The sequence below is a fragment of the Pseudomonas sp. MWU12-2029 genome (assembly GCF_023242425.1).
Lineage (GTDB): Bacteria > Pseudomonadota > Gammaproteobacteria > Pseudomonadales > Pseudomonadaceae > Aquipseudomonas > Aquipseudomonas kribbensis.
Genome location: NZ_JALJDY010000009.1, coordinates 67,353 through 93,154, shown reverse-complemented (window position 1 = coordinate 93,154; position 25,802 = coordinate 67,353). Strand labels below are relative to the sequence as shown.

The 25,802-nt window shown below is 60.1% G+C and carries 27 protein-coding genes; 19 read left to right on the top strand and 8 right to left on the bottom strand.

What is annotated here, in order from left to right; all coding sequences use genetic code 11:
* Nucleotides 1-65 precede the first annotated feature (65 nt).
* Both M5B44_RS21785 and M5B44_RS21780 read right to left on the bottom strand, forming a co-directional pair.
* Entirely contained in the window at nucleotides 66-1,919 is a 1,854-nt protein-coding gene (locus M5B44_RS21785; protein WP_248740454.1) for a DUF4105 domain-containing protein, read from the bottom strand.
* A gap of 94 nt (nucleotides 1,920-2,013) precedes the next feature.
* A complete protein-coding gene (locus M5B44_RS21780) occupies nucleotides 2,014-2,502 on the bottom strand; it encodes a DUF3015 domain-containing protein (RefSeq protein WP_007950971.1) in 489 nt (162 codons plus the stop codon).
* A gap of 322 nt (nucleotides 2,503-2,824) precedes the next feature.
* Between M5B44_RS21780 and M5B44_RS21775 the strand changes: the two genes are divergently transcribed.
* Both M5B44_RS21775 and M5B44_RS21770 read left to right on the top strand, forming a co-directional pair.
* Nucleotides 2,825-5,263: a Lon protease family protein gene (locus M5B44_RS21775; RefSeq protein WP_119430135.1), complete on the top strand. Its 2,439-nt coding sequence runs from the start codon at nucleotides 2,825-2,827 to the stop codon at nucleotides 5,261-5,263.
* A 243-nt stretch (nucleotides 5,264-5,506) separates the two neighbouring features.
* On the top strand, nucleotides 5,507-5,836 hold the full coding sequence (locus M5B44_RS21770) for a hypothetical protein (RefSeq protein ID WP_085712201.1): 330 nt from the start codon (nucleotides 5,507-5,509) through the stop codon (nucleotides 5,834-5,836).
* 6 nt (nucleotides 5,837-5,842) lie between these two features.
* Here the strand turns inward: M5B44_RS21770 and M5B44_RS21765 are convergent, their stop codons facing one another.
* Nucleotides 5,843-7,675: a hypothetical protein gene (locus M5B44_RS21765; RefSeq protein WP_248740453.1), complete on the bottom strand. Its 1,833-nt coding sequence runs from the start codon at nucleotides 7,673-7,675 to the stop codon at nucleotides 5,843-5,845.
* A gap of 162 nt (nucleotides 7,676-7,837) precedes the next feature.
* On the opposite strand from M5B44_RS21765, the gene M5B44_RS21760 reads away from it, so the two are divergent.
* The 3 genes from M5B44_RS21760 (at nucleotide 7,838) to M5B44_RS21750 (ending at nucleotide 9,511) form a co-directional block, all read left to right on the top strand.
* Nucleotides 7,838-8,326: a TIGR00645 family protein gene (locus M5B44_RS21760; protein WP_065257512.1), complete on the top strand. Its 489-nt coding sequence runs from the start codon at nucleotides 7,838-7,840 to the stop codon at nucleotides 8,324-8,326.
* A 135-nt stretch (nucleotides 8,327-8,461) separates the two neighbouring features.
* Complete coding sequence (locus M5B44_RS21755) at nucleotides 8,462-8,767, top strand: DUF6482 family protein (protein WP_248740452.1); 306 nt, start codon at nucleotides 8,462-8,464, stop codon at nucleotides 8,765-8,767.
* 126 nt (nucleotides 8,768-8,893) lie between these two features.
* Nucleotides 8,894-9,511: an FKBP-type peptidyl-prolyl cis-trans isomerase gene (locus M5B44_RS21750; RefSeq protein ID WP_085712198.1), complete on the top strand. Its 618-nt coding sequence runs from the start codon at nucleotides 8,894-8,896 to the stop codon at nucleotides 9,509-9,511.
* 49 nt (nucleotides 9,512-9,560) lie between these two features.
* Here M5B44_RS21750 and M5B44_RS21745 read toward each other — a convergent pair whose 3' ends face one another.
* The 3 genes from M5B44_RS21745 to M5B44_RS21735 all read right to left on the bottom strand — a co-directional run bounded on the left by M5B44_RS21745 (nucleotide 9,561) and on the right by M5B44_RS21735 (nucleotide 11,461).
* Complete coding sequence (locus M5B44_RS21745) at nucleotides 9,561-9,818, bottom strand: hypothetical protein (protein WP_085712197.1); 258 nt, start codon at nucleotides 9,816-9,818, stop codon at nucleotides 9,561-9,563.
* Between the two features lie 207 nt (nucleotides 9,819-10,025).
* The gene (locus M5B44_RS21740; RefSeq protein WP_007950963.1) at nucleotides 10,026-10,367 is read right to left on the bottom strand and encodes a zinc ribbon domain-containing protein YjdM; all 342 of its coding nucleotides are present in this window, start codon (nucleotides 10,365-10,367) and stop codon (nucleotides 10,026-10,028) included.
* A gap of 125 nt (nucleotides 10,368-10,492) precedes the next feature.
* The gene (locus M5B44_RS21735; RefSeq protein ID WP_085712196.1) at nucleotides 10,493-11,461 is read right to left on the bottom strand and encodes a polyprenyl synthetase family protein; all 969 of its coding nucleotides are present in this window, start codon (nucleotides 11,459-11,461) and stop codon (nucleotides 10,493-10,495) included.
* Nucleotides 11,462-11,702: 241 nt separating this feature from the next.
* On the opposite strand from M5B44_RS21735, the gene rplU reads away from it, so the two are divergent.
* The 5 genes from rplU to M5B44_RS21710 all read left to right on the top strand — a co-directional run bounded on the left by rplU (nucleotide 11,703) and on the right by M5B44_RS21710 (nucleotide 15,456).
* Nucleotides 11,703-12,014, top strand: coding sequence for a 50S ribosomal protein L21 (rplU, locus tag M5B44_RS21730; protein WP_003228361.1), 312 nt, complete (start codon nucleotides 11,703-11,705; stop codon nucleotides 12,012-12,014).
* Between the two features lie 35 nt (nucleotides 12,015-12,049).
* Nucleotides 12,050-12,307, top strand: coding sequence for a 50S ribosomal protein L27 (gene rpmA / locus M5B44_RS21725; RefSeq protein ID WP_003228360.1), 258 nt, complete (start codon nucleotides 12,050-12,052; stop codon nucleotides 12,305-12,307).
* A gap of 193 nt (nucleotides 12,308-12,500) precedes the next feature.
* The gene (cgtA, locus tag M5B44_RS21720; RefSeq protein WP_085712195.1) at nucleotides 12,501-13,724 is read left to right on the top strand and encodes an Obg family GTPase CgtA; all 1,224 of its coding nucleotides are present in this window, start codon (nucleotides 12,501-12,503) and stop codon (nucleotides 13,722-13,724) included.
* 137 nt (nucleotides 13,725-13,861) lie between these two features.
* Entirely contained in the window at nucleotides 13,862-14,980 is a 1,119-nt protein-coding gene (gene proB, locus M5B44_RS21715; RefSeq protein WP_085712194.1) for a glutamate 5-kinase, read from the top strand.
* Nucleotides 14,981-14,991: 11 nt separating this feature from the next.
* Entirely contained in the window at nucleotides 14,992-15,456 is a 465-nt protein-coding gene (locus tag M5B44_RS21710; protein WP_085712193.1) for a CreA family protein, read from the top strand.
* A gap of 115 nt (nucleotides 15,457-15,571) precedes the next feature.
* Here the strand turns inward: M5B44_RS21710 and rpsT are convergent, their stop codons facing one another.
* Nucleotides 15,572-15,844 (bottom strand): 30S ribosomal protein S20, encoded by a 273-nt coding sequence (rpsT, locus tag M5B44_RS21705; RefSeq protein ID WP_003228351.1) that lies wholly within the window; start codon nucleotides 15,842-15,844, stop codon nucleotides 15,572-15,574.
* Nucleotides 15,845-16,096: 252 nt separating this feature from the next.
* On the opposite strand from rpsT, the gene murJ reads away from it, so the two are divergent.
* The 6 genes from murJ (at nucleotide 16,097) to ispH (ending at nucleotide 23,516) form a co-directional block, all read left to right on the top strand.
* On the top strand, nucleotides 16,097-17,635 hold the full coding sequence (gene murJ / locus M5B44_RS21700; RefSeq protein WP_248740451.1) for a murein biosynthesis integral membrane protein MurJ: 1,539 nt from the start codon (nucleotides 16,097-16,099) through the stop codon (nucleotides 17,633-17,635).
* Between the two features lie 129 nt (nucleotides 17,636-17,764).
* Nucleotides 17,765-18,703 (top strand): bifunctional riboflavin kinase/FAD synthetase, encoded by a 939-nt coding sequence (ribF, locus tag M5B44_RS21695; RefSeq protein ID WP_007959537.1) that lies wholly within the window; start codon nucleotides 17,765-17,767, stop codon nucleotides 18,701-18,703.
* Nucleotides 18,704-18,716: 13 nt separating this feature from the next.
* Nucleotides 18,717-21,548 (top strand): isoleucine--tRNA ligase, encoded by a 2,832-nt coding sequence (gene ileS / locus M5B44_RS21690; protein WP_248740450.1) that lies wholly within the window; start codon nucleotides 18,717-18,719, stop codon nucleotides 21,546-21,548.
* Nucleotides 21,541-22,053, top strand: a complete 513-nt coding sequence (gene lspA / locus M5B44_RS21685; protein ID WP_085712189.1) for a signal peptidase II — start codon at nucleotides 21,541-21,543, stop codon at nucleotides 22,051-22,053. Before ileS ends, lspA begins: the two co-directional genes overlap by 8 nt.
* 7 nt (nucleotides 22,054-22,060) lie before the next feature.
* Nucleotides 22,061-22,498 (top strand): FKBP-type peptidyl-prolyl cis-trans isomerase, encoded by a 438-nt coding sequence (gene fkpB / locus M5B44_RS21680; RefSeq protein ID WP_170931652.1) that lies wholly within the window; start codon nucleotides 22,061-22,063, stop codon nucleotides 22,496-22,498.
* 73 nt (nucleotides 22,499-22,571) lie between these two features.
* A complete protein-coding gene (ispH, locus tag M5B44_RS21675) occupies nucleotides 22,572-23,516 on the top strand; it encodes a 4-hydroxy-3-methylbut-2-enyl diphosphate reductase (protein WP_025108788.1) in 945 nt (314 codons plus the stop codon).
* Here the strand turns inward: ispH and M5B44_RS21670 are convergent.
* Entirely contained in the window at nucleotides 23,488-24,042 is a 555-nt protein-coding gene (locus tag M5B44_RS21670) for a GspH/FimT family protein (protein ID WP_248740449.1), read from the bottom strand. The two genes, ispH and M5B44_RS21670, sit on opposite strands and share 29 nt — an antisense overlap.
* 130 nt (nucleotides 24,043-24,172) lie before the next feature.
* Here M5B44_RS21670 and M5B44_RS21665 point away from each other — a divergent pair, with 130 nt between their 5' ends.
* The 3 genes from M5B44_RS21665 to M5B44_RS21655 are packed head-to-tail and all read left to right on the top strand — an operon-like array spanning nucleotide 24,173 to nucleotide 25,802.
* Nucleotides 24,173-24,646 (top strand): GspH/FimT family protein, encoded by a 474-nt coding sequence (locus M5B44_RS21665; protein ID WP_114885624.1) that lies wholly within the window; start codon nucleotides 24,173-24,175, stop codon nucleotides 24,644-24,646.
* Nucleotides 24,643-25,092 carry a type IV pilus modification protein PilV gene (gene pilV, locus M5B44_RS21660; RefSeq protein ID WP_114885622.1) on the top strand — a complete coding sequence of 150 codons (450 nt, stop codon included), beginning with the start codon at nucleotides 24,643-24,645 and terminating at the stop codon, nucleotides 25,090-25,092. The genes M5B44_RS21665 and pilV overlap by 4 nt, the downstream gene beginning before the upstream one ends.
* Nucleotides 25,089-25,802, top strand: a complete 714-nt coding sequence (locus M5B44_RS21655) for a PilW family protein (RefSeq protein WP_114885621.1) — start codon at nucleotides 25,089-25,091, stop codon at nucleotides 25,800-25,802. The genes pilV and M5B44_RS21655 overlap by 4 nt, the downstream gene beginning before the upstream one ends.

Sequence of the window (25,802 nt, the reverse complement as noted above, 5' to 3'; positions counted from 1 at the left end):
CTCCGGCTGACAGGGAAAGTCTAGAAGCGGATTCGTCGACGGGGTGTGAAAGGAAGATCAAAACCTCAGTAGTGATACCACTTCACTTCCAGCATCACCTCGGTCTCGGGTGTTGCCAGATGGCTGAATTCACGCTGGGCACTCAGGCGCAGGCCCAGGTTGCGGGACAACTCCCACTGTTGATTCAGACTCAGGCTGCGGCGCACTTCGCCGTTGAAGAAGTAATCGCCCTTGGCCTCCACACTGAGATTGCCCAACGGGTTTTTCCACAGCACGCCGGTATTGAAACCGCCTGCGGGGGAAACGAATTCGGCGAAATCATTGTTGTGCTCAACGCGCACGGTGCCGAGGGCAAATCCCAGTACATCGTCACCCAGGGCCCAGGTTCCACCGCCGCCACCGTTGACATGGCTGACCAGCGTCTCGTCGTCATGCTTGCCCGGCACCCGCTCCAGACCTCCGGTGACTTGCCACGACAACGGCTGCAGGAGCGCATTGCGCGGTGTCAGTGAGCGGATGGTCGCCAGATCCAGCTGTTGGAACTGCCAGTGATTGCCTTCGTACTGGCGCAGCTTCATCTGCAGGATTTCGATCTGCGCGCCGAGGGGGAAACTCTCGGCGTTGTCGTTGAGGTCGTGATAGGCCATGCGCAGACCGTATTCGCCGAACGCACGATCTCCGCGAGTACCGATACCGGCCTGCCAGGTGCGTGATTCGTGCCCGTCCTCGGGCAGCCCCGGCTGCGGGATTTGCAGCTCCGGCGCCGGGTTCTTGTTGATCGCCCGCAGCAGTTCAAAACTGCGCTGGGCCCGTTGCGGATCACGTTCCTGGCCGTTGGCGCGGTAGCGTTCCAGCCGATACGCCGCGTCGACGATGAGCGCTTGCCGGTCACGGGGCAGGGCCTTGAAGGCCGGGTCCTGCAATCGCTGCTGGTCGGCGCTGACTTTCAGCACCCAGTCCTGCTCTTCGCTTGTCAGAGGCTCGGCGCGGCTGAGCAATTCACGCTCGCGGGACGGGCGGTATTCGATGTGCTCGACCAGTCCTGCTTCTTTCACCGCTTTCACGGTGTCGGTGGGAATCGCGGTCAGCGGGAATTGTTCGGTCAGGCGCAGACTTGGCCGGGCGACCTGCAACAGTTCGAGCAGGCGATAGGAGCAGTTTTCGTCAAAGAAGAAATAGTCGAACTGAATCTGCTTGAGCTCCCACACATGCTCGACCATGCGCGCGGTTTCGGCTTGTGTCAGGTTGAGCCGGTATTCCCACAAATCGCGGTTTTCCAGGCTGCGGTATTCAGAGAGTTTTTCCTGATACGGCACCAGCGCGAACAGTCCCGGATAGCCGCCCATCAGGCCTTTCCAGGCATACAGGATGCTGTTGTCCGAACCTTCGATGTAGGCGCCGAAATTGATCGCGTAACTGAGCAGCGAAGTCTTGTCGCTCTGCACGTCGGCCTGATCAATGCGCAGCAGCGTGTGGCCGAACATCGACGACGGGCTGTTGAGATAGGCCGCCGGGAAAATCATCACCGCACTGTGGGGCGAGACGTCCTTGAACCATTTCTTGAATTCGGCGCAGTCCGGCGTCGGCAGGCCGGACAGCTTGAGCTGATCTTTCAGCCAGCGCGTGCGCGCCGGGTAGACGCATTGGGCGTGTTGCTCGCCGAGACTGGCCGGAGCGTACAGCGCCTGGACGGTGGCGGCCAGTTCGTGGTCGGGATGCTCGTTGCCGTCGGGGGCGAGGAAGAATTTTTTGTCGCTGACGTAGCTGCGCCAGCCGCCGAGCTTGGCGGTTTCGTAATGGCCGAGGGAAATCCAGAAGCGATCGTTGGCCAGTTGCTGCAAACGTTGAGGGTCGATGTGGGGCGCGGCGGACAGCGGGGCGCAGACACACAGCGCCAGCCAGGCAAGGCGTTTGAGCATAGGTGGCAACTTAAGTCGAAAGAAACAAAAGACCCAAGGAGGGCGGGCCGAAAAAACAAAACCCGCTTCCCGAAAGAAGCGGGTGGGGTCGAGCTTAAGCCTGAGTCGCGTACTTGGCCAGACGAGGGTCTGCTTTCAGCACGGCCAGGGTGTTGGTATGCACGTCTTCGGCGGTCACGTCAGCCTTGCTGAAGATCTGCTGGAAGTGCTCGTGAGTGACGGCGGCGAAGTGCGCACGGTCTTCCGGCGCCACGCCCAGTACCACGGCATAGGTCGTCAGCGCTTCGCCGTTGCCTTTTGCCATGTCTTCGGACAGCTCGTTCATCATGCCATTCATGGCAAACCAGGATTTGCCGCCGTAGGTCAGCGAGGCGTTGGTGGAGCAACCGTTGGTGCCGGACGTCATGCCGAATGTGGCGTTGCCCGAGGTGCCGTTTGTGGTGGATGCCAGGAAGTGAGCCGGGGTGCCACGCTGACCTTCGAACAGCATGTTGCCCCAGCCGCAATCCGGACCGCCCGGCGCCTGAGCCATGGCGTTGATGGATACAGCGGTGAAGAGAGTACCGAGAAGAATCCGTTTCATAGCTTTGTTCTCTTTTATGTGCGTACCAATGGACAGGGTTCTGGCCCCGCTCTCTACATCAAAACGCCACTTGGCGAGTTTTCGTACAGACCTTCTGGCGCCAGTGGGCCGGTATTAGTTCCAGCCGCGCAGTTTGGAGTTTAGGCAGGTTCCCGTGGTTCCGTGATTTTTTGCAGCATATTCGTGATCCAGCCCGGTTTTGCGGGGCCGGCCGCGGGGTTGGCCGGTTGTCTATGCTTTGTCGTATGGCGCGCCTTGCCAGTGGGGCACGGGCAGCGCCAGAATGCCGCTATCTGCCCCGCCTGATTGTTAAGGAAGCCCGATGCCTGATCCTGTTGCTGCCAGCTTGCGTTTAGCGCCCGAAGCGCTGACCCGTCCGTTTTCCGCTGAACAGTTCAGCTTCACTACCACCAATGATCTGGAGCCCTTTCGCGGTGTGCTTGGCCAGGAACGTGCGGTCGAAGCCTTGCAGTTCGGTGTGGCCATGCCACGCCCCGGTTACAACGTATTCGTCATGGGCGAGCCCGGCACCGGCCGTTTCTCGTTCGTCAAACGCTACCTGAAGGCCGAAGGCAAGCGCCTGCAGACCCCGGCGGACTGGGTCTACGTCAACAATTTCGACGAGCCGCGCGAGCCGCGCGCCCTGGAACTGCCATCGGGCAGCGCCGCGGCGTTCATCGGCGATATCAATGGCTTGATCGACAACCTGCTGTCGACTTTTCCCGCGGTGTTCGAACACCCGTCCTACCAGCAAAAGAAGAGCGCCATCGACCGCGCCTTCAACCAGCGCTATGACAAGGCACTGGACGTCATCGAGCGTCTGGCCCTGGAAAAAGACGTCGCCCTGTACCGCGACAGCAGCAACATCGCGTTCACCCCGATGCTCGAAGGCAAGGCGCTGGACGAAGCCGAATTCGCCCAGTTGCCGGAGTCCGAGCGCGAACGTTTCCACGAGGACATTTCCGGCCTCGAAGAACGCCTGAACGAAGAACTCGCCAGCCTGCCGCAGTGGAAGCGCGAGTCGAGCAACCAGTTGCGTCAGCTCAACGAAGAAACCATTACTCTGGCGTTGCAGCCTTTGCTCGCACCGCTGTCGGAGAAGTACGCGGAGAACGCCGCGGTCTGCGGTTACCTGCAAGCGGTGCAGGTTTATCTGCTGAAAACCGTGGTCGAGCAACTGGTCGACGACAGCAAGACCGACGCCGTTGCACGCAAGCTGCTGGAAGAACAATACGCGCCGAGCCTGGTGGTCGGTCATCCGGCCAGCGGCGGTGCGCCGGTGGTGTTCGAACCGCATCCGACCTATGAAAACCTGTTCGGTCGCATCGAATACACCACCGATCAGGGCGCGCTCTACACCACCTATCGCCAGTTGCGTCCGGGTGCGCTGCACCGCGCCAACGGTGGTTTCCTGATCCTCGAAGCGGAAAAGATGCTCGGCGAGCCCTTTGTGTGGGATGCGCTCAAGCGCGCCCTGCAATCGCGCAAGCTGAAAATGGAATCGCCACTGGGCGAGATGGGCCGTTTCGCGACCGTGACGCTCAACCCGCAGTTCATTCCGTTGAATGTCAAAGTCATCATCATCGGTGCGCGTCAGCTGTATTACACGCTGCAGGACCTCGATCCGGACTTCCAAGAGATGTTCCGTGTCCTGGTGGATTTCGACGAAGACATCCCGATGGTCGACGAAAGCTTGGAGCAGTTCGCCCAGTTGCTGAAAACCCGCACTTCGGAAGAAGGCATGGCGCCGTTGACCGCCGATGCGGTGGCGCGTCTGGCGACTTACAGCGCACGTCTGGCCGAGCATCAGGGGCGCTTGTCGGCGCGGATCGGTGATCTGTTCCAACTGGTCAGCGAAGCGGATTTCATCCGTCACCTGGCCAACGATGAAATGACCGACGCCGGCCACATCGAACGTGCCCTGAAGGCCAAAGCCACCCGTACCGGCCGTGTGTCGGCGCGGATTCTCGACGACATGCTGGCGGGGATCATCCTGATCGACACCGACGGCGCTGCGGTCGGCAAGTGCAACGGCCTGACGGTGCTGGAAGTCGGCGACTCGGCGTTCGGTGTGCCGGCGCGGATTTCCGCCACGGTGTACCCGGGTGGCAGCGGTATCGTCGACATCGAGCGCGAGGTCAACCTCGGCCAGCCGATTCACTCCAAGGGCGTGATGATTCTCACCGGGTATCTGGGCAGCCGTTACGCTCAGGAATTCCCGCTGGCGATCTCCGCGAGCATCGCCCTGGAGCAATCCTACGGTTACGTTGATGGCGACAGCGCGTCGCTGGGCGAGGCCTGCACGCTGATTTCGGCCTTGTCGAAAACCCCGCTCAAGCAGTGCTTTGCGATCACCGGTTCGATCAACCAGTTCGGCGAAGTGCAGGCGGTGGGTGGGGTCAACGAGAAGATCGAAGGCTTCTTCCGCCTCTGCGAAGCGCGCGGGCTGACCGGCGAGCAAGGCGCAATCATTCCGCACGCCAACGTCGCCACGCTGATGCTCGACGAGAAAGTGCTGGCGGCGGTGCGTGCCGGGCAGTTCCACGTTTACGCGGTGCGTCAGGCGGATGAAGCGCTGAGCCTGCTGGTGGGCGAGCCTGCCGGTGAGCCGAACGAGGAGGGCGAGTTCCCGGAAGGCAGCGTCAACGCGCGAGTGGTGGAGCGTCTGCGGGTGATTGCCGAGATGATCAGCGAAGAAGATCTGAAGGAAGCCGAGAAGGAACTGGCACAGGAGGCACTGGCCGAGGCCAAACCGGCGTAAGCCAGGCTGCAGTCAGAAAAATGGGAGCCTTGTGCTCCCATTTTGTTTTGTCGCGAACGTCGGCAAATGTGCCATCACTCTGGCGTCAATATTCACACAATGACCATTCGGCGCCTTCTGGTTCTGCGCGGTTGGCGCGGCGGACTTTTCTTCTATTCTCAGCTCAAGGACATCGACAGTATCACGGGATCGAAACAGTCCTTCAGCAAGGGCTGAACACCGGCTTTACCGAGGGTCGCCGCCATGTCGCGCAACCTCTGCCTCACCCGTCAGTGCCTGGGTCTCGTGACCCGAATCGAATGCGCCATCAAGCCGTTGGCCGGCGATACCGGCATGTGGACTTTACTCTTCGCCGCCGGCATGGCCGGTGAACAACCTTCCGCCATCAAGGCCCAGGGCCCGTTCCACGGGCCGGTCGCCGCCGAATCGATCCTCGATACCATCGTCGAAAGCCTGACGATGCACGGCTACGAACTGGCCAATGATCCGCAGATCTGGTCCTTGCACCTGCAAGCCCAGTTGCGGCAGATCAACGGCGGGCGCGGACGCAATCTCGGCGTTTTCGATCATTAGTACCGATCAAGGCGCAGCGCCCTGGGTCTGCGCCTTCTCGAGCTTGACCTCAAAGCCGTACTGTATGGTGGCGAGGTCGGTTCGCTGATAGGTTTCCACCTGCGTCGGGCGGCCGTAGAAATAGTGCACGCCGAACAACGCCGGGCCTTCTGCGCCCGCGTCGTGGCTGACCGAAAGGATCTGCTTCAGGTAGTTGCCGCTGTCGTCCTTGACGAAGAATCGCCATTCGCTGGCCGGAAACAGTTTCAGGTCCACCACCAGTTCGTTGTTCCTGATTTCCAGACCTTTGGGCAATGCCTTGGCTTCGTAGGATTGTTTCGCCACGGTGGCGAGGAACAGGGGCATCGAACCGACGGCCACTGCCGGTGTTTCCGGAAACAGGTTCAAGTCATAAGTGATGGTCGCTTGCAGCGGATCCACCTGATACGCCTCGGCCGGCAGCTCGATCGGCTCGTCGAGTTTGCCGTTGTGTTTTTCGGTGAAGAACGTCACCGGGCTTTCGCCGGGAGCCAGGTCGTCACCCAGCAGTTCGTCATTGAAGGTCTTGCGGTGATCGAACTCGATGCGCGCGGCACTGGGTTCTTCCACTGACTGGCGGATATGGATGCTTTTCTTCAGGTCGTCCTCGGTCAATGACGCACCCTTGAGCCAGTTGGGGGCCTGGTCGTCGTAGACGGTGATCGCCAGATCCAGCGGCTGCACGGCTTTCGCTGTGGTGTGCGAATCGAATTCGCGGATCGGCAGGTCCAGTGGCTTGCGGGTGACGGTCGCCTCGGAGAAGTCCAGCACGCTGACTTCAAGGGTATCGATCGGCCCGTTGAAGTAAACCTTGTTGTAGCGGCGCGTATGCTGTTGTTCGAAAGTGCGCTGCTCGTCGTTCAGCTGTTTCTCGAGGTCCTCGCTCCAGGCCTTTTGCTGTTGCAGGTGCGCCAGTTGCTTCTGGTAAAAGCCGACCTGCTCGGGGCTCTCGTTGATGGCGCCGGCGCGCACCAGATATTGCCCGGTCGTATCGCGGGCCTGGACGATCAGCGGATTGAGCGGCGTGTTGGCGACTTCCGGGGCGAGCGGCAGGTTGTTGCTGAATTCGACTTCGGCGTAGTTCTTTTCCAGCTTCAGCAGTTTCACGCTGAGATTGGCATCGGTCCGGGTCTGGCCGACGTCCTTTTTGCCCAGATCGAAACTGTGCAGGCGTTTCGGGGCGATGACTTCCACCTGACCTTGCAGGCTCACAGGGCGCGGCCGGGTTTTCTTGTCGACGTCCAGACCCTCGATGAACGGGTAGGTCACGGTCAGGTCATCGGGGTTGGTGACGTTGGAACTGGACGGGCTCAGCTGGATGCCCGGATCGGTTTCCGACCATTCGGGCTGGTAGGCGATGACCCGTTTGTTGCTCAGGGTCACCGATTGCCACTCAACGCCATGGGGGAACAGAAACCCGCCGGGGATATTGAGATTGAAAGGAAATACCGGCTGCAGGTCGGTGAGGTAATCGGAGCTGGCGTCCTTGTGCAGCACGAACAGGCCGTTGATGAAGGTGTCGACCAGCGCTTGAGGCGTCGGGTAATGCTTGAGCACGCCGAGGGCGTCTTCGCCGTATTCGGTTCTGGGCGGTTTGTTGTCGAGACGTTGCTGCGCGCGCTCCAGCAGCAGTAGCGAGCCACCGAGTTCGGTCACGGCATCCTTGAGTTTCGGGTCGGTGATGGCGTCCAGCGACTGTTCGAACTGCGCGGTCTTCTGTTCGAGGCTGAGCGGGTGTTTTTTTTCTTCACCGGGTGAGCAGCCTCCGACCGATAAGGCGAGGCAAATTCCGGCAGTCATTAACGGCAATCGCACATCCATTTCCAGTCGTCCTGTCCACTGTCGCTGGGCTGTCAATGGTTTGGACACTAGCAGAAAAACTTTGACACACACACGCAGGTGGCGGATTTTCGGGCGGTTTCTGGCTGTCATGGGGGGCTGGTATACTCGCCGCCGATTACAACCCCCCTTGTGTGAGAGTCAATGGAACGCTTTATCGAAAATGCAATGTACGCCACGCGCTGGCTGCTGGCGCCGATCTACATCGGGCTGTCCCTCGGGCTGCTGGCGCTGGCATTGAAATTCTTCCAGGAAGTGTTTCATGTCATTCCCAACGTGTTCTCCATGGCCGAGTCCGAGCTGATTCTGGTGCTGCTGTCGCTGATCGACATGGCGCTGGTCGGCGGCTTGCTGGTGATGGTGATGATTTCCGGCTACGAGAACTTCGTGTCCGAGCTGAACATCGACGAAGGCAAAGAGAAGCTCAGCTGGCTGGGCACCATGGATTCCTCGTCGCTGAAGATGAAAGTGGCGGCATCGATCGTGGCGATTTCCTCGATCCACCTGCTGCGGATCTTCATGGACGCCAAGAACGTCGATCCCCAGCATCTGATGTGGTACGTGATCATCCACATGACCTTCGTGGTCTCGGCGTTTGCCATGGGTTACCTGGACAAGCTCACCAAGCACTGATGAGTTGTCGAAAGCTGTACTAAAACCGCCCGTCTGTTGCGAAACAGACGGGCGGTGTCGTTTGTGGCTTGTGCTTTGGTGCGCCGAGGCATATCCCTGTAGGCGTCCCGGCTCGCCACAGCGTGAGGTGCGTTCATGAACCTGCAAGAGTTGAATGCGTTTGCCATCGCCAGGAAGGTCGATGAGCTGAACCTGATCTCCATGGAGGGTGGAATCTATCTGCTTGAGGCGCGGATGCACGGCGCGGCGTACCCGCTGAGCGACCCCCATGGCAAGATGCTGATGCTGCGTTCGGTGGAGCATGCCCGGGATGTCCTGCACAACTTTCCGGTGCTGCCGTTCAACCTGGTCCACACCTCGGTGCACGATGAAATGTGCGGTCTTGGCGCCAGCAGCGAAGAAAGCCTGAAAGTACCGCTGGCCTGGCGCTCGGCACTGTAGGGCCGAGGGCCTGATCAATGGCGGAACATCTGTGCTAGTCTGCTCGCCCTTTTGGTTCCGGGCGCGCCGGGACGCGCTGTGCACGCACGGCATGTCCTGAGGCCGTCCGCACAGCGGAGCAGTGTCATGTCCGAAGTAAATCTGTCCACCGACGAAACCCGCGTCAGCTACGGCATCGGCCGTCAGCTGGGTGACCAGTTGCGCGACAACCCGCCACCGGGTGTCAGCCTGGACGCCATCCTGGCCGGTCTGACCGACGCATTCGCCGGCAAGCCAAGCCGCGTGGGTCAGGAAGAGCTGTCCGCCAGCTTCAAAGTGATCCGCGAGATCATGCAAGCCGAAGCCGCTGCCAAGGCTGAAGCCGCCGCTGGCGAAGGTCGTGCGTTCCTGGCTGAAAACGCCAAGAAAGACGGCATCACCACTCTGGCTTCCGGTCTGCAATTCGAAGTGCTGACTCAGGGCGAAGGCGCCAAGCCATCCCGTGAAGACAACGTGCGTACTCACTACCACGGCACACTGATCGACGGCACTGTGTTCGACAGCTCCTACGAGCGTGGCCAGCCTGCAGAATTCCCGGTTGGCGGCGTGATCGCCGGCTGGACCGAAGCCCTGCAACTGATGAATGCCGGCAGCAAATGGCGTCTGTACGTGCCGAGCGAACTGGCTTACGGCGCTCAAGGCGTTGGCAGCATCCCGCCGCACAGCGTTCTGGTGTTCGACGTCGAGCTGCTCGACGTTCTGTAATCCCGTTACCCTGCACAAGCGTGGCTTGTGCAGGGTTTCTCCACCGTTCTCATACTTCGATCTTGTGATGCAGCTCACTGGTCGGGCGCAACGCCCGGGCGTAGCAGAACAGGAACAGATTGCGCACCAGCTCCTTGAGCACCATCGGTTCGCTGGAACTCAGGCCGCTGACGTCCAGATCCCCTTGATCCTGCAATTCATGCAGGGCTTCTTCTTCCAGTACCGCGCAGACTTCACCGGTTTCCCGATGCAGGATCCTGAGGTATGGGTGCGGGCGATCCAGCCAGGCGTCGATCAAATAAGTCATGGTTCTCATCTCCATTGAAAGGGTTTCAATGAGAATAATTCTTATTCGTCAAATAGCAAGCGCCTATTGGCGGTTCGTGATTTTTTATGGGTAAAGATTGCGTAAGGTCAAAACGGCTGGCGTTTGGCTACTGCGTGGTTTTGCTGGGGATAGCGGGGGAGGGAGAAGCTCCATCCCACGGCGGGCGCGGGATGGAGGACAGCAGACTCAGACTTTTCTGACGAACTCGGATTTGAGTTTCATCGGGCCGATGCCGTCGATCTTGCAGTCGATGTCGTGGTCGCCGTCGCACAGACGGATGTTCTTCACCTTGGTGCCGACCTTGACCACCAGCGAGGTGCCTTTGACCTTCAGGTCCTTGATCACGGTGATGGTGTCGCCGTCCTGCAGGACGTTGCCGACCGAATCTTTCTTCACGGCATCATCGGACGCCACTTCGGCTTCGCCGCCGGCAGACCACTCGTGGGCGCACTCCGGGCACACCAGTTGGGTGCCGTCTTCGTAGGTGTATTCGGAATTGCATTTCGGGCAGGGTGGCAACGTGCTCACTAAGGCTCCTTGGAGAGGGGATCGCTAAAAGTCGCACATTGTATAGGGTTTTAGCCGTGGATGGCAGGCAACAAAAAACCGCAGGCTCCAAGGGAGGCTGCGGTTTCTTGATGGCGCGATGTTGATCAGTGCGTGCGGGCGACCGCGAACTCGCTCAGTTCAACCAGTGCATCGCGGTATTCGCTGGCAGGCAGCGCTTCGAGGCACTTGATCGCACGGGCCACGTAGTCGCGAGCCAATTGCGCGGTGTACTCCAGCGAGCCGGACGCTTCCACGGCAATGCGGATGCTTTCCAGGTCTTCGATCCCGCCTTTCTGGATCGCCTGGCGTACCAGTGCGGCCTGCTCTGGCGTGCCTTCGCGCATGGTGTAGATCAGCGGCAGGGTCGGCTTGCCTTCGGCCAGATCGTCACCGACGTTCTTGCCCAGGGTTTCGGCGTCGCCCTTGTAGTCGAGCAGGTCGTCGACCAGCTGGAATGCCACGCCGAGGTGATCGCCAAAGGTGCGCAGGGCTTCGCTTTGCTCGGCGGTCGCACCGGCCAGCGCTGCGGCGCTGTGGGTCGAAGCCTCGAAAAGCATCGCGGTCTTGCCGCGGATGACTTCCATGTAGGTTTCTTCGGTGGTGCTGGCGTCACGAACCTTGGACAGCTGCAGCACTTCGCCTTCGGCGATGATGCGCGTGGCCTGGGACAGGATCTTCATCACCGGCATCGAACCCAGTTCGACCATCATTTCGAACGAGCGCGAGTACAGGAAGTCGCCGACCAGCACGCTCGGGGCGTTGCCCCACATGGCGTTGGCGGTCGAGCGGCCACGGCGCATGCCGGACATGTCGACCACGTCGTCATGCAACAGGGTGGCGGTGTGCAGGAATTCGATGGTGGCGGCCAGCAGACGCAAGTCGTCGCCTTCGCGACCCAGGGCCTTGCCGCACAGCAGCACCAATAAAGGACGCAGGCGTTTACCGCCGGCCGACGTGATGTAATCGCCGATTTTCGATACCAGCGGCACTCGGGAAGTCAGCTGCTTCTTGATGATGCCGTCGACGGCGCTAAAATCGTCCGCCACCGCGCGGTAGAAAGCTTGGGGTTGCATCAGCGACAGGTGCTCCAGAAGGGTTGCGCGGCATGCTAGGACCCACGTCCGGGCCTGTCAAGGCGCGATGGACGGCCCCTTGCATGACTCTTGTAGCTTGCGTACAATCGCGCACCCTGAACTTCCTGGGCAGCACCTGCCTTACGCAATTGCACTTGGGCCGTTCCAGCCCCATGCAGCCATGCCAGCCAATACCTCTTCTTATAAAGAGCTGGGTGAGCAGGATTATCGGAGAAATACCATGTACGCAGTAATCGTTACCGGCGGTAAGCAATACAAGGTCGCTGAAGGTGAATACCTGAAGATCGAAAAACTGGAAGTCGCTACTGGCGAATCCGTGACTTTTGACCGCGTTCTGTTGGTCGCCAATGGCGACGACGTGAACATCGGCGCACCTGTTGTTGCTGGCGCAACCGTCAAGGCTGAAGTGATCTCCCAAGGTCGTCACGATAAAGTCCGCATCATCAAGTTCCGTCGCCGTAAGCACCACATGAAGCGTATGGGCCACCGCCAGTGGTTCACCGAGATCAAAATCACCGGTATTCAGGCTTAATTACAGCCTAATTCCTCACTAGGAGAATTGAACTCATGGCACACAAAAAAGCTGGTGGTAGTACCCGTAACGGTCGCGACTCAGAAGCCAAACGCCTTGGCGTGAAGATGTATGGCGGCCAGGTCATCAAGGCCGGCAACATCATCGTGCGTCAGCGCGGCACCCAATTCCACGCTGGCTACGGCGTTGGCATGGGTAAAGATCACACTCTCTTCGCGAAAATCGAAGGCGTGATCAAGTTTGAAGTAAAAGGCGCCTTCGGTCGTCGTTACGTGAGCGTTGTCGCAGCCTAACTGCGAGAGTGCTGGAGAAGCCCTGTCTTGCGACGGGGCTTTTTCGTTTGTGGGGTGAGTCTCTTGCAAAGCTGTTTGTATGGGCTGCCGGCGTGCGATGCAGGTCGTGGATTGGGGTCGCTGCGCTCATTTTTGCAAGAGTCTTATGTCTTGATTGTTTTTCGGCTCGTCCGTACGGCGAGAGGCGTTGGTTATGAAGTTTGTTGATGAAGTATCGATCCGCGTAAAGGCTGGCGACGGCGGCAATGGCTGCATGAGTTTCCGTCGGGAAAAATTCATTGAAAACGGCGGTCCGAACGGTGGTGACGGCGGTGACGGCGGTTCCATCTTCATGATGGCCGACGAAAACCTGAACACCCTGGTGGACTACCGCTACACCCGGCACTTCGATGCCGAGCGTGGCTCCAACGGTGGCAGCACCGACTGCACCGGCAAGAAGGGTGAAGATCTGGTCCTGCGCGTGCCGGTTGGCACCACGATCATTGACTCTGCAACCCAGGAAGTCATCGGCGACCTGACCAAGTCCGGTCAGAAGCTGATGGTGGTGCAGGGCGGCTGGCACGGTCTGGGTAACACCCGTTTCAAATCCAGTACCAACCGTGCACCGCGTCAGACGACGCCGGGCAAGCCGGGCGAGCAGCGTGACCTGAAACTGGAAATGAAGGTTCTGGCTGACGTCGGTCTGCTGGGTCTGCCGAACGCCGGTAAAAGTACCTTTATCCGTTCCGTTTCTGCCGCCAAGCCGAAAGTTGCTGATTACCCGTTCACTACCCTGGTGCCAAACCTGGGTGTGGTCAGCGTCGATCGCTGGAAAAGCTTCGTTATCGCCGACATTCCGGGTCTGATCGAAGGTGCTTCCGACGGCGCCGGTCTCGGTATCCGTTTCCTCAAGCACCTGGCGCGTACCCGTCTGCTGCTGCACCTCGTGGACATGGCGCCGCTGGACGAAAGCAGTGCGCCTGACGCTGCTGAAGTGATCGTCAACGAGCTGATCAAGTTCAGCCCGTCCCTGGCGGAGCGTGATCGCTGGCTGGTGCTGAACAAGTGCGACCAGATCCTTGAGGAAGAGCACGAAGAACGCGTCAAGGAAATCGTTGAGCGTCTGCAGTGGGAAGGTCCGGTCTATGTGATCTCGGCCATTGCCAAAGAAGGCACCGAGCGTCTGACGCGCGATATCATGCGTTACCTCGAAGATCGTGCCGATCGCCTGGCCAATGACCCGGCTTACAAGGAAGAATTGGCCGATCTCGATCAGCGCATCGAAGATGAAGCCCGCGCCCAGTTGCAGGCGCTGGACGACAAGCGTGCCCTGCGTCGCAGCGGCGTGAAGTCGGTCCACGACATCGGTGATGATGACTGGGATGAAGAAGATGTGGATGACGAAGACGGTCCGGAAATCATTTACGTGCGTGACTGATTCGTTGAAGTAAACTTAAGCGCCGCTCAATCGAGCGGCGTTTTGGTATCTGGAAATCGATTGTTGGTCACGAGTAACCACGAATAACGTCACGGGCAGCGCTGGGTCGCGCTGTCCTCAAGCTAAGGTTGAAGATGATGCGGAGCAAGGTGACAGGTGCGCAGCGTTGGGTCGTGAAGATCGGCAGCGCTTTGCTGACAGCGGATGGCAAGGGTCTTGATCGCAAGGCGATGGGCGTCTGGGTCGAGCAGATGGTGGCTTTGCATGAGGCTGGCGTCGAGTTGGTGCTGGTGTCCTCCGGGGCGGTGGCGGCCGGCATGAGCCGTTTGGGCTGGACCGCACGACCCAGTGCGATGCACGAGCTCCAGGCTGCCGCGGCAATCGGTCAGATGGGGCTGGTGCAGGCCTGGGAATCGAGCTTTGCCGAGCATGGCCGGCACACGGCGCAGATTCTCCTGACTCACGACGACCTGTCCGACCGCAAACGCTACCTGAACGCCCGCAGCACCTTGCGTGCGCTGGTCGAGCTGAAAGTCATTCCGGTGATCAACGAAAACGACACTGTGGTTACTGACGAGATCCGTTTCGGCGACAACGACACGCTTGCGGCGCTGGTGGCCAACCTGGTCGAGGCTGATCTGCTGGTGATCCTGACGGATCGCGACGGCATGTTCGACGCTGATCCGCGCAACAACCCCGACGCGCAGCTGATTTACGAAGCGCGTGCCGATGATCCGACCCTTGATGCGGTCGCGGGTGGCACTGGTGGTGCGCTGGGTCGTGGCGGCATGCAGACCAAGTTGCGTGCGGCACGTCTGGCGGCGCGTTCCGGGGCGCATACCATCATTGTCGGTGGGCGTCTGGAGCGGGTGCTGGATCGTCTGAAGGCGGGCGAACGCATCGGTACGCTGCTGTCGCCTGAGCGCGGCATGCTGGCGGCGCGCAAGCAGTGGCTGGCCGGGCATCTGCAGACCCGTGGCACGCTGGTGCTGGATGACGGCGCGGTTTCTGCGTTGTCGGAAGGTCACAAGAGTCTGCTGCCGGTCGGCGTCAAACTGGTCCAGGGCAGCTTCCGTCGCGGTGAAATGGTGGTTTGCGTGGCTCCGGACGGTCGTGAAATCGCCCGTGGCCTGGCCAACTACAGCGCGCTGGAGGCACAAAAAATCATCGGTCAGTCGTCGGATGCGATTGTCGGTTTGCTGGGTTACATGGCTGAGCCGGAACTGGTTCACCGTGACAACCTGATTCTGGTCTGAGGAAAAGCGCAATGCGCATGGCAAAAGGATTGTTGGGTCTGTTGATGGCGTTGCCATTGCTGGCCTCGGCCGAGGAAATCGGCCAGGTGTCGACGGTGTTCAAATTTGTCGGGCCGAACGACCGGATCGTGGTCGAGGCATTCGATGATCCTAAGGTCGAGGGTGTGACCTGCTATCTGTCGCGCGCCAAAACGGGTGGCGTGAAGGGTGGCTTGGGTCTGGCCGAGGATCGTGCCGAAGCGTCCATTGCTTGCCGTCAGGTGGGCCCTATCAACTTCAAGGGTGAGTTGAAGGATGGCGAAGAGGTGTTCAAGGAGCGCACTTCGCTGGTGTTCAAGACCATGCAGGTGGTGCGTTTCCTCGACAAGAAGCGCAATACCCTGGTGTATCTGGTCTATAGCGACCGCCTGATCGAGGGCAGTCCGCAGAATGCGGTGACAGCGATCCCGATTCTGCCGTGGGCGCCAGTTCATTGATTTGGGTGTAAATAAAAAGAGGAGCCGGTTGGCTCCTCTTTTTTTGCGTTGCTTTCGGCATATTGCAGGCAATAAAAAACCGACCCGGAGGTCGGTTTTTTAATGACTACGTCGCTTAGGCAGCTTCTTTCAGTGCCTTGACGTGGCCATTCAGACGGCTCTTATGACGAGCAGCCTTGTTCTTGTGGATGATGCCTTTATCGGCCATACGGTCGATAACTGGCACAGCCAGAACGTATGCAGCTTGAGCTTTTTCAGCGTCTTTTGCGTCGATGGCTTTAACTACATTCTTGATGTAGGTACGAACCATGGAACGCAGGCTGGCGTTGTGGCTGCGACGCTTCTCAGCCTGTTTTGCACGTTTTTTGGCGGAAGGTGAGTTGGCCACCGTCGAGCTCCTCGAAAGACTTTTTAGGAAATAGCAAACAAAATAGGCCGCGAATCATGCCGATGAAGAGATGTCTTGTCAAGGGCGCTTGAGACGTTCCGCTAAGTGGTAGGTATAAAGAGGCGGGATATTTATTTCCGGCGCTTGACCTGTAAACTCGCGAGCTTTGGCTCTGTGCTGTTGCGGCGCGGAGTATCGCACAAGTAGGCGCATTGTTCGCCTGCTGTTTATCGACAGGCACAAATTCCTTCAATGAATCTGCTCAAATCGTTGGCCGCCGTCAGCTCTATCACGATGCTTTCCCGGATTCTCGGGTTTGTCCGCGACACGCTCATTGCGCGCACATTCGGCGCCGGAATGGCGACCGACGCCTTCTTCATCGCCTTCAAACTGCCCAATCTCTTGCGGCGAATCTTTGCCGAGGGCGCGTTTTCACAGGCATTCGTGCCGATTCTTGCCGAATATAAAAGTCAGAAAGGCGAGGAGGCGACCCGTACCTTTATTGCCTATGTGACGGGGCTGCTGACGCTGGTTCTGGCGCTGGTCACTGCGCTGGGCATGATTGCTGCGCCCTGGGTAATCTGGGCCACGGCACCGGGTTTCACCGATACGCCGGAAAAATTCCAGCTGACCTCCGATCTGCTGCGAGTGACCTTCCCCTATATATTGCTGATCTCCCTGTCTTCCCTGGCAGGGGCGATTCTCAATACCTGGAACCGTTTCTCGGTGCCGGCGTTCGTGCCGACCCTGCTGAACGTCAGCATGATCGTGTTCGCGCTGTTCCTGACGCCGTACTTCGATCCGCCGGTCATGGCGCTCGGCTGGGCCGTGCTGGTCGGTGGCCTGGCGCAGTTGCTCTATCAACTGCCGCACCTGAAAAAGATCGGCATGCTGGTGCTGCCACGTCTGAACCTGCGTGACACGGGTGTCTGGCGAGTGATGAAGCAGATGCTGCCGGCGATCATCGGTGTCTCGGTCAGTCAGATTTCCCTGATCATCAACACCATCTTCGCCTCGTTTCTGGTGGCGGGTTCGGTGTCGTGGATGTACTACGCCGACCGATTGATGGAGCTGCCATCCGGCGTGCTGGGTGTGGCGCTGGGCACGATCCTGCTGCCGACCCTGGCCAAGACCTACGCCAGCAAGGATCGTCACGAGTACTCGCGGATTCTCGACTGGGGCCTGCGCCTTTGCTTTGTGTTGGTGCTGCCGTGTGCGCTGGCGCTGGGGATCCTGGCCGAGCCGCTGACGGTTTCGCTGTTCCAGTACGGCCAGTTCAGCGGCTTTGATGCGGCCATGACCCAGCGGGCGTTGATTGCCTATTCCGTTGGTCTGCTCGGCATTATCGTGATCAAAGTGCTGGCCCCAGGCTTTTATGCGCAACAGAACATCCGTACACCGGTAAAAATCGCAATCTTCACCCTGATAGTCACGCAGTTGTTCAACCTGGTGTTGATCGGGCCACTGGCCCATGCCGGTCTTGCACTGGCAATCAGTGCCGGTGCGTGCCTGAACGCCGGCCTGTTGTTCTATCAACTGCGCAAGCAGCAGATGTATCAACCGCAGCCGGGCTGGCTGAAATTCGGTTTGAAGCTGTTGCTCGCGGTGGCGGTGATGTCGGCCGTGCTGTTGATCGGCATGCATTTCATGCCGGCCTGGGATCAAGGCCACATGCTGGAGCGCTTCCTGCGCCTGGGCGTGCTGGTGGTTGCCGGCGTGGTCGCTTATTTCGGCATGTTGCTGCTGCTCGGTTTCCGTCTGCGTGACTTCAACCGCAAGGCGTTGAGCTGAGGTTTCACCCTTGAAAGACGTGCGCGGGCCGGCAGTTTTGTCGGCTCGTTCACTTTGGGTTACGGTGTTGCCTGTCGTCGGCCGTCGGGTGTGGTTATAATCGGCCACTTTATGAGCAAGAAGCGCGTTATGCAGCTGGTTCGAGGCCTTCACAACTTGCGCCCCCAGCATCGGGGCTGCGTCGCCACTATTGGCAACTTTGACGGTGTTCACCGTGGTCACCAGGCCATCCTGGCCCGACTGCGTGAGCGTGCGCTCGAGTTGGGCGTACCCAGCTGCGTGGTGATTTTCGAGCCGCAGCCACGGGAATTCTTTGCCCCGGAGACCGCTCCCGCGCGTCTGGCCCGGTTGCGCGACAAGCTGCAACTGCTGGCCGCCGAAGGTGTAGACCGGGTCTTGTGCCTGGCCTTTAACCAGCGCTTGAGCAAACTCAGCGCCAGTGAATTCGTCGATACGATTCTGGTGGATGGCCTGGGTGTGCAGCATCTGGAAGTCGGTGACGATTTCCGCTTCGGTTGCGACCGCCTCGGCGATTTCGATTTTCTGCTGCAGGCCGGGCAGGTTCACGGTTTTACCGTGGAAGCCGCGCAAACCGTCGAGCTGGATGGCATTCGTGTCAGCAGCACCCAGGTGCGCAACGCGTTGGCCGCCGCCGATTTTGCCCTGGCCGAACGCTTGCTTGGCCGCCCGTACCGGATTGCCGGTCGCGTGCTGCATGGCCAGAAACTGGCCCGCCAGCTGGGTACGCCCACGGCGAACATTCAACTCAAGCGCCGTCGCGTGCCGTTCACCGGGGTTTACCTGGTCGACGTCGACATCGACGGCAAGACTTGGCCCGGTGTCGCCAATATCGGCGTACGGCCCACGGTGCAAGGTGATGGCAAGGCCCACCTTGAAGTACATCTTTTGGATTTTGCCGGCGATCTGTATGACCGGCGTTTGACGGTGGTTTTCCACCAGAAGCTGCGTGAAGAGCAGCGTTTCGCCTCCCTGGAGGCATTGAAAACGGCGATCAGCGCGGATGTCGCCGCCGCCCGTGCACTAGCCGCACCTAGCGCCCATCGCTAATGAAGAGCCTTAAATGACCGACTATAAAGCCACGCTAAACCTTCCGGACACCGCCTTCCCAATGAAGGCCGGCCTGCCACAGCGCGAACCGCAGATCCTGCAGCGCTGGGACAGTATTGGCCTGTACGGAAAGTTGCGCGAGATTGGCAAGGATCGTCCGAAGTTCGTCCTGCACGACGGCCCTCCGTACGCCAACGGTACGATCCACATCGGTCACGCACTGAACAAGATTCTCAAGGACATGATCATCCGCTCGAAGACCCTGTCGGGCTTCGACGCGCCGTATGTTCCAGGTTGGGACTGCCACGGCCTGCCGATCGAGCACAAGGTTGAAGTGACCCACGGCAAGAACCTGGGCGCGGACAAGACCCGCGAACTGTGCCGTGCCTACGCCACCGAGCAGATCGAAGGGCAGAAGACCGAATTCATCCGTCTCGGCGTGCTGGGCGACTTCGCCAACCCGTACAAGACCATGGACTTCAAGAACGAGGCCGGTGAAATCCGCGCCCTCGCCGAAATCGTCAAGGGCGGTTTCGTGTTCAAGGGCCTGAAGCCTGTGAACTGGTGCTTCGACTGCGGTTCGGCCCTGGCCGAAGCGGAAGTCGAGTACGAGAACAAGAAGTCCTCGACCATCGACGTGGCGTTCCCGATCGCTGACGAAGCCAAACTGGCTGCCGCGTTCGGTCTGCCGTCGCTGGCCAAACCTGCTGCCATCGTGATCTGGACCACCACCCCGTGGACCATCCCGGCCAACCAGGCGCTGAACGTTCACCCGGAATTCAATTACGCGCTGGTCGATATCGGCGACAAGCTGCTGGTTCTGGCCGAAGAGCTGGTCGAATCCTGCCTGACCCGTTACGGCGTTGAAGGCACTGTTCTGGCCACCGCGCCGGGTTCGGCGCTGGAGCTGATCAATTTCCGTCACCCGTTCTATGACCGTCTGTCGCCAGTGTACCTGGCCGACTACGTGGAACTGGGCGCCGGCACCGGCGTGGTTCACTCCGCCCCGGCCTACGGTGTGGACGACTTCGTGACCTGCAAGAAGTACGGCATGGTCAACGACGACATCCTCAACCCGGTACAGAGCAACGGCGTTTACGTGCCGTCGCTGGAATTCTTTGGCGGCCAGTTCATCTGGAAGGCCAACCCGGCCATCGTCGAAAAACTGACCGAAGTCGGTGCGCTGATGCACACCACCGTCATCGAACACAGCTACATGCACTGCTGGCGTCACAAGACCCCGCTGATCTACCGCGCCACCGCGCAGTGGTTCATCGGTATGGACAAAGAGCCGGTATCCGGCGACACCCTGCGTCAGCGCTCGCTCAAAGCCATTGAAGACACCAAGTTCGTTCCGGCCTGGGGCCAGGCGCGCCTGCACTCGATGATCGCCAACCGTCCGGACTGGTGCATCTCCCGTCAGCGTAACTGGGGCGTGCCGATCCCGTTCTTCCTGAACAAGGAAAGCGGCGAACTGCACCCACGTACCGTCGAACTGATGGAAGAAGTCGCCAAGCGCGTCGAAGTCGAAGGCATCGAAGCCTGGTTCAAGCTCGACGCTGCCGAACTGCTGGGCGATGAAGCGCCGCAGTACGACAAAATCAGCGACACCCTCGACGTCTGGTTCGACTCGGGCACCACGCACTGGCACGTCCTGCGCGGTTCGCACCCGATGGGTCACGAGACCGGCCCGCGTGCCGACCTGTACCTGGAAGGTTCGGACCAGCACCGTGGCTGGTTCCACTCGTCCCTGCTGACCGGTTGCGCCATCGACAACCACGCGCCGTACCGCGAGCTGCTGACCCACGGTTTCACCGTGGACGAGTCCGGCCGCAAGATGTCCAAGTCCCTGGGCAACGTGATCGCGCCGCAGAAAGTCAACGACACCCTGGGCGCCGACATCATGCGTCTGTGGGTCGCGTCGACTGACTACTCCGGCGAAATGGCCGTGTCCGAGCAGATCCTGCAGCGCAGCGCGGATGCCTATCGTCGTATCCGTAACACCGCGCGCTTCCTGCTTTCCAACCTGACCGGTTTCAACCCGGCCACCGACCTGCTGCCGGCCGAAGACATGCTGGCGCTGGATCGCTGGGCCGTGGACCGTACCCTGCTGCTGCAACGCGAGCTGCAAGAGCACTACGGCGAATACCGTTTCTGGAACGTCTACTCGAAGATCCACAACTTCTGCGTGCAGGAGCTGGGCGGTTTCTACCTCGACATCATCAAGGACCGCCAGTACACCACCGGCGCCGACAGCAAGGCCCGTCGTTCGTGCCAGACCGCGCTGTTCCACATCTCCGAAGCGCTGGTGCGCTGGATCGCACCGATCCTGGCCTTCACCGCCGACGAGCTGTGGCAATACCTGCCGGGCGAGCGCAACGAATCGGTGATGCTCAACACCTGGTACGAAGGCCTGACCGAGTTGCCGGAAGGCTTCGAACTGGGTCGCGAGTACTGGGATCGCATCATGGAAGTGAAGGTCGCGGTCAACAAAGAGATGGAAATCCAGCGCGCGGCCAAGGCCGTCGGTGGCAACCTGCAAGCCGAAGTGACGCTGTACGCCGAAGACGCCCTGAGCGCCGACCTGGCCAAACTGAGCAACGAGCTGCGCTTTGTACTGATCACCTCGACCGCCAGCGTTGCGCCGTTCGTGAAGGCTCCGGCCGAAGCTGTGGCCACCGAAGTCAGCGGCCTGAAGCTGAAGATCGTCAAATCCGCCTTCCCGAAATGCGCCCGTTGCTGGCACTGCCGTGAAGACGTCGGCGTGAACCCGGAGCATCCGGAAATCTGTGGCCGTTGCGTGGACAACATCGATGGCGCCGGCGAGGTTCGTCACTATGCCTAATGCCGTTGGCCGTTTCGGACGGCTGAGCTGGCTCTGGTTGAGCTTGCTGGTCCTGGTCATCGACCAGGCCAGCAAGTTCTACTTCGAAGGCAAGCTCGAGATGTACCAGCAGATCGTGATCATTCCCGATTACTTCAGCTGGACCCTGGCCTACAACACCGGCGCGGCATTCAGCTTCCTGGCTGACAGCTCCGGCTGGCAGCGCTGGCTGTTCGCCCTGATCGCCGTGGTGGTCAGTGCGGTGCTGGTGGTCTGGCTCAAGCGCCTGGGTCGCAACGAAACCTGGCTGGCCATCGCGCTGGCGCTGGTGCTGGGCGGCGCGCTGGGCAATCTGTATGACCGCATTGCCCTGGGCCATGTGATCGACTTCATTCTGGTGCACTGGCAGAACCGCTGGTACTTCCCGGCGTTCAACTTCGCCGACAGCGCCATCACCGTTGGCGCGGTGATGCTGGCACTGGACATGTTCAAAAGTAAAAAAACCGGAGAAGCCGTTCATGACTGAACAGGTATTGGCTGAGCAACGCATCGGCCAGAACACGGAAGTCACTTTGCATTTTGCATTGCGCCTGGAGAACGGCGACACGGTCGACAGCACTTTCGACAAGGCCCCGGCGACCTTCAAGGTCGGCGACGGCAACCTGCTGCCGGGTTTCGAAGCGGCGCTGTTCGGCTTCAAGGCGGGTGACAAGCGCACCCTGACCATCGAACCGGAAAACGCATTCGGCCAGCCGAACCCGCAGAACGTGCAGGTCATTCCACGTTCGCAGTTTGCGGACATGGAACTGTCGCCGGGTCTGCTGGTGATCTTCAACGATGCGGCCAATACTGAGCTGCCGGGTGTGGTGAAAGAGTTCGACGACGCGCAAGTGACCGTCGACTTCAACCACCCGCTTGCCGGCAAGACGCTGACCTTTGACGTGGAAATCTTCTCCGTCAAAGCGCTGTAAACGCTGTTCTGCAGGGGCCGGCCCGGCCCCTGCATTGATCTGAATTTTTCGCGCGCAAGACACGAGGCACAGCATGCAAATCAAACTCGCCAACCCCCGTGGCTTCTGCGCCGGCGTGGACCGGGCGATCGAAATCGTCAACCGCGCCCTGGAAGTCTTCGGGCCGCCGATCTACGTGCGTCATGAAGTGGTGCACAACAAGTTCGTCGTCGAAGACCTGCGCAGTCGTGGCGCGATCTTCGTCGAAGAACTGGATCAGGTGCCGGACGACGTCATCGTGATCTTCAGTGCCCATGGCGTCTCGCAAGCCGTGCGTACCGAAGCCGCCGGTCGTGGCCTGAAAGTGTTCGACGCCACTTGCCCGCTGGTGACCAAGGTGCACATCGAAGTCGCCAAGTACAGCCGCGACGGCCGTGAATGCATCCTGATCGGCCACGCCGGTCACCCGGAAGTCGAAGGCACCATGGGCCAGTACGACGCCAGCAACGGTGGTGCGATCTACCTCGTCGAGGACGAGAAAGATGTCGCCGAACTGCAGGTGCACAACCCTGAAAAACTGGCGTTCGTCACCCAGACCACCTTGTCCATGGATGACACCAGCCGGGTCATCGATGCTTTGCGCTCGCGTTTCCCGGCCATCGGCGGGCCGCGCAAGGACGACATCTGCTACGCCACGCAAAACCGCCAGGACGCGGTCAAGCAACTGGCCGATGAGTGCGACGTGGTTCTGGTGGTCGGCAGCCCGAACAGCTCCAACTCCAACCGCCTGCGTGAACTGGCCGAACGCATGGCCACGCCGGCGTACCTGATCGACGGTGCCGAAGACCTGCAAAAGAGCTGGTTCGATGGCGTCGAGCGCATCGGCATCACTGCCGGTGCCTCCGCACCGGAAGTGCTGGTGCGCGGCGTGATCCAGCAGTTGCAGGCCTGGGGCGCCACCGGTGCCGACGAGTTGGCCGGGCGTGAAGAGAACATCACCTTCTCGATGCCTAAAGAGCTGCGCGTACGCTCGATCTGACCGCTTTATCCTTTCGACACAGCGCCTGTTCAGTTTTTTCGCTGACCAGGCGCACGCGACCGGTTGCCGCCAGCACCAGTTGAAGCTGGCTGACCGGTTCGCGGGTCGAACAGATGTGTAGTTTCCCTGCCTGAAACGCCCGCCCGGGCATCAGCGGTTGCCCCAGACTGCTGAACCTTATGTACCGACTGACGAACCAGTTACCGACAATGGGTATTTGCCCATCACTGGCGTGCTCGACCAGCAGCGGATTGCTGATGTCCTCCGCACCCTTGCCACTGACATCCAGAATGATCCGCCAGCCCCGGCTCCAGTCCCCGTCGATGCCGTGAATCACTACGCTCTGATTGCGTGTGATCGCCTGGCTGCGGGCATTGCGGATTCCGCTGATCAGCGATTCCGCAGCCTGTTGCCGCTGGTTCGACTCCTTCAGCGTGGCGAGCGCCGGACTGACCAGTGACAGAACAATTGCGCCGATCGCCAGTCCCATGAGCAGTTCGACCAGACTGAATCCCTGTTGCGGCATGAGCATTTCCTCCTTGGAGCAGGGTGCTCGACGCGATCCGTGCGCCGGGCAGGGCAAATCAACCGACGCAAGCCGGCCGAATGTTCTAGGTTTACAGGGCAGGTATAGCCGACGGCAACGGAGGGCATCGATGGATCATCGTACAAAAGGTTTCACGCTGATCGAGGTGCTGGTGGCGGTCGCATTGGTTGTGATCCTGATCACGATGGCCGTCCCGGCGTTTACCCGATCGATACAGGGCAGCAAGGCCGACACCGAAGTTGGCGACCTGCAGCGAGCGCTCAACTATGCGCGACTGGAAGCCATCGATCGCGGGACCACCATCCGCTTGCGACCGACTGCCGGGGGCAGCGTCTGGACGGGGGAGTTGTCGGTCTACGACAGTACTGGCACTTCGGCCAATGTATTGCGGGTTGTTCCAGCGATGAGCAGCGGCGCGACTCTGACGCTAACCTCAGGAGTGACCACGCTGGACTTCAACAATCTGGGGGGGCTGGCGGCACCGTCCACGGCGGTGGTGTTCAGTTATACGCTGGGAACGCAAAGCAGGACGCTGAACGTGTGTCTGAACGGACGAATTCAATCGGGTGGAAGCTGCGGATGAGGGCAGGGAGCAGAGTTGCACAGGAAGGCATGTCGCTGATCGAAATCCTCGTGGCGTTGCTGGTGCTGACGGTCGGGTTGCTGGGGGCGGCGGCGGTTCAGCTCAATGCTCTGAAATACACCGACAGCTCGCGGATGACCAGTCAGGCGAGTTTCATCGCCTACGACATGATGGACCGCATCCGCGCCAACTCCGGGGCCGACTACACCGTCACGCCGCCGACCTCGGGCAACCTGAGCGTTACCCGGGACCAGGATCTCTACGACTTCACCACCAACATCGTCAATTTCGGCGGGCCGACTGCCACCGGCAGCATCACCCTCAACCAGCGGGTGTACACCATCACCATCAACTGGAGTGATTCACGGGCCGCCAATACTGCCAGTGCGCCGAACAGTTTTGTTCTGACCAGCCGTGCCACGGTCGATCCGGTGGCCACGCCATGAAGCGGCATAACCAGGGTTTCGGCCTGATCGAAATGCTCATCGCCCTGGCGCTGGGGCTGATCATCGTGCTGGGCGTCGTACAGACCTTTCTTGCAGCGAAGAATACCTACGTCAGCCAGAACTCTTCGGCGGCCATGCAGGAAGATGCACGGTTCGTGTTGAGCAAGATGATCCAGGAAATTCGCATGGTCGGGATGTTCGGCTGCCTCGGGACGATTACCGACGCCAGTACCAGCGGCGATTTCAACGCCGCGCAGATCACGCCGATCAGTTGGGACAACACCAACCTCAAGTTGACGCTGGTCACTGCCGATGTCGGCAGTGGCGGCGGAACACCGACCTGGACGGTGGTTTCCGATTGCCGCAACAGCGCAACGGCCTACAGCAACCTGCAGACTCCGGCGGCCGGGCAAATCGCCTTCCCCATCCGTCGTCTGGTCTACAGCTTCAGCAACAATCAGATCCTGATGGGCACCGGTGGCGGAACGCCGACCCAGCAGGTACTGGTGAACAACGTCAGTGCTTTTACGGTGATGTTCGGACTCGCCACGTCGGCGACGGACGTCTCTGCCTCGACTTACAGCAGCAACCCCGGCGATCCTGCACGCATCCGCAGCGTGCGTCTGACCCTGACCCTCACCGACCCGAACAACCGGGTCGCCAACCAGACCTTCAACGTGGTTGCCGCTCTGCGCAACCGCTTGCAGTGA

Bases quoted from the DNA above. Each gene is read 5' to 3' on its own strand.
- M5B44_RS21785 (WP_248740454.1), bottom strand. From the start codon at position 1,919: ATGCTCAAACGCCTTGCCTGGCTGGCGCTGTGTGTCTGCGCCCCGCTG.
- M5B44_RS21780 (WP_007950971.1), bottom strand. From the start codon at position 2,502: ATGAAACGGATTCTTCTCGGTACTCTCTTCACCGCTGTATCCATCAAC.
- M5B44_RS21775 (WP_119430135.1), top strand. From the start codon at position 2,825: ATGCCTGATCCTGTTGCTGCCAGCTTGCGTTTAGCGCCCGAAGCGCTG.
- M5B44_RS21770 (WP_085712201.1), top strand. From the start codon at position 5,507: ATGTCGCGCAACCTCTGCCTCACCCGTCAGTGCCTGGGTCTCGTGACC.
- M5B44_RS21765 (WP_248740453.1), bottom strand. From the start codon at position 7,675: ATGGATGTGCGATTGCCGTTAATGACTGCCGGAATTTGCCTCGCCTTA.
- M5B44_RS21760 (WP_065257512.1), top strand. From the start codon at position 7,838: ATGGAACGCTTTATCGAAAATGCAATGTACGCCACGCGCTGGCTGCTG.
- M5B44_RS21755 (WP_248740452.1), top strand. From the start codon at position 8,462: ATGAACCTGCAAGAGTTGAATGCGTTTGCCATCGCCAGGAAGGTCGAT.
- M5B44_RS21750 (WP_085712198.1), top strand. From the start codon at position 8,894: ATGTCCGAAGTAAATCTGTCCACCGACGAAACCCGCGTCAGCTACGGC.
- M5B44_RS21745 (WP_085712197.1), bottom strand. From the start codon at position 9,818: ATGACTTATTTGATCGACGCCTGGCTGGATCGCCCGCACCCATACCTC.
- M5B44_RS21735 (WP_085712196.1), bottom strand. From the start codon at position 11,461: ATGCAACCCCAAGCTTTCTACCGCGCGGTGGCGGACGATTTTAGCGCC.
- rplU (WP_003228361.1), top strand. From the start codon at position 11,703: ATGTACGCAGTAATCGTTACCGGCGGTAAGCAATACAAGGTCGCTGAA.
- rpmA (WP_003228360.1), top strand. From the start codon at position 12,050: ATGGCACACAAAAAAGCTGGTGGTAGTACCCGTAACGGTCGCGACTCA.
- cgtA (WP_085712195.1), top strand. From the start codon at position 12,501: ATGAAGTTTGTTGATGAAGTATCGATCCGCGTAAAGGCTGGCGACGGC.
- proB (WP_085712194.1), top strand. From the start codon at position 13,862: ATGCGGAGCAAGGTGACAGGTGCGCAGCGTTGGGTCGTGAAGATCGGC.
- M5B44_RS21710 (WP_085712193.1), top strand. From the start codon at position 14,992: ATGCGCATGGCAAAAGGATTGTTGGGTCTGTTGATGGCGTTGCCATTG.
- murJ (WP_248740451.1), top strand. From the start codon at position 16,097: ATGAATCTGCTCAAATCGTTGGCCGCCGTCAGCTCTATCACGATGCTT.
- ribF (WP_007959537.1), top strand. From the start codon at position 17,765: ATGCAGCTGGTTCGAGGCCTTCACAACTTGCGCCCCCAGCATCGGGGC.
- ileS (WP_248740450.1), top strand. From the start codon at position 18,717: ATGACCGACTATAAAGCCACGCTAAACCTTCCGGACACCGCCTTCCCA.
- lspA (WP_085712189.1), top strand. From the start codon at position 21,541: ATGCCTAATGCCGTTGGCCGTTTCGGACGGCTGAGCTGGCTCTGGTTG.
- ispH (WP_025108788.1), top strand. From the start codon at position 22,572: ATGCAAATCAAACTCGCCAACCCCCGTGGCTTCTGCGCCGGCGTGGAC.
- M5B44_RS21670 (WP_248740449.1), bottom strand. From the start codon at position 24,042: ATGCCGCAACAGGGATTCAGTCTGGTCGAACTGCTCATGGGACTGGCG.
- M5B44_RS21665 (WP_114885624.1), top strand. From the start codon at position 24,173: ATGGATCATCGTACAAAAGGTTTCACGCTGATCGAGGTGCTGGTGGCG.
- pilV (WP_114885622.1), top strand. From the start codon at position 24,643: ATGAGGGCAGGGAGCAGAGTTGCACAGGAAGGCATGTCGCTGATCGAA.
- M5B44_RS21655 (WP_114885621.1), top strand. From the start codon at position 25,089: ATGAAGCGGCATAACCAGGGTTTCGGCCTGATCGAAATGCTCATCGCC.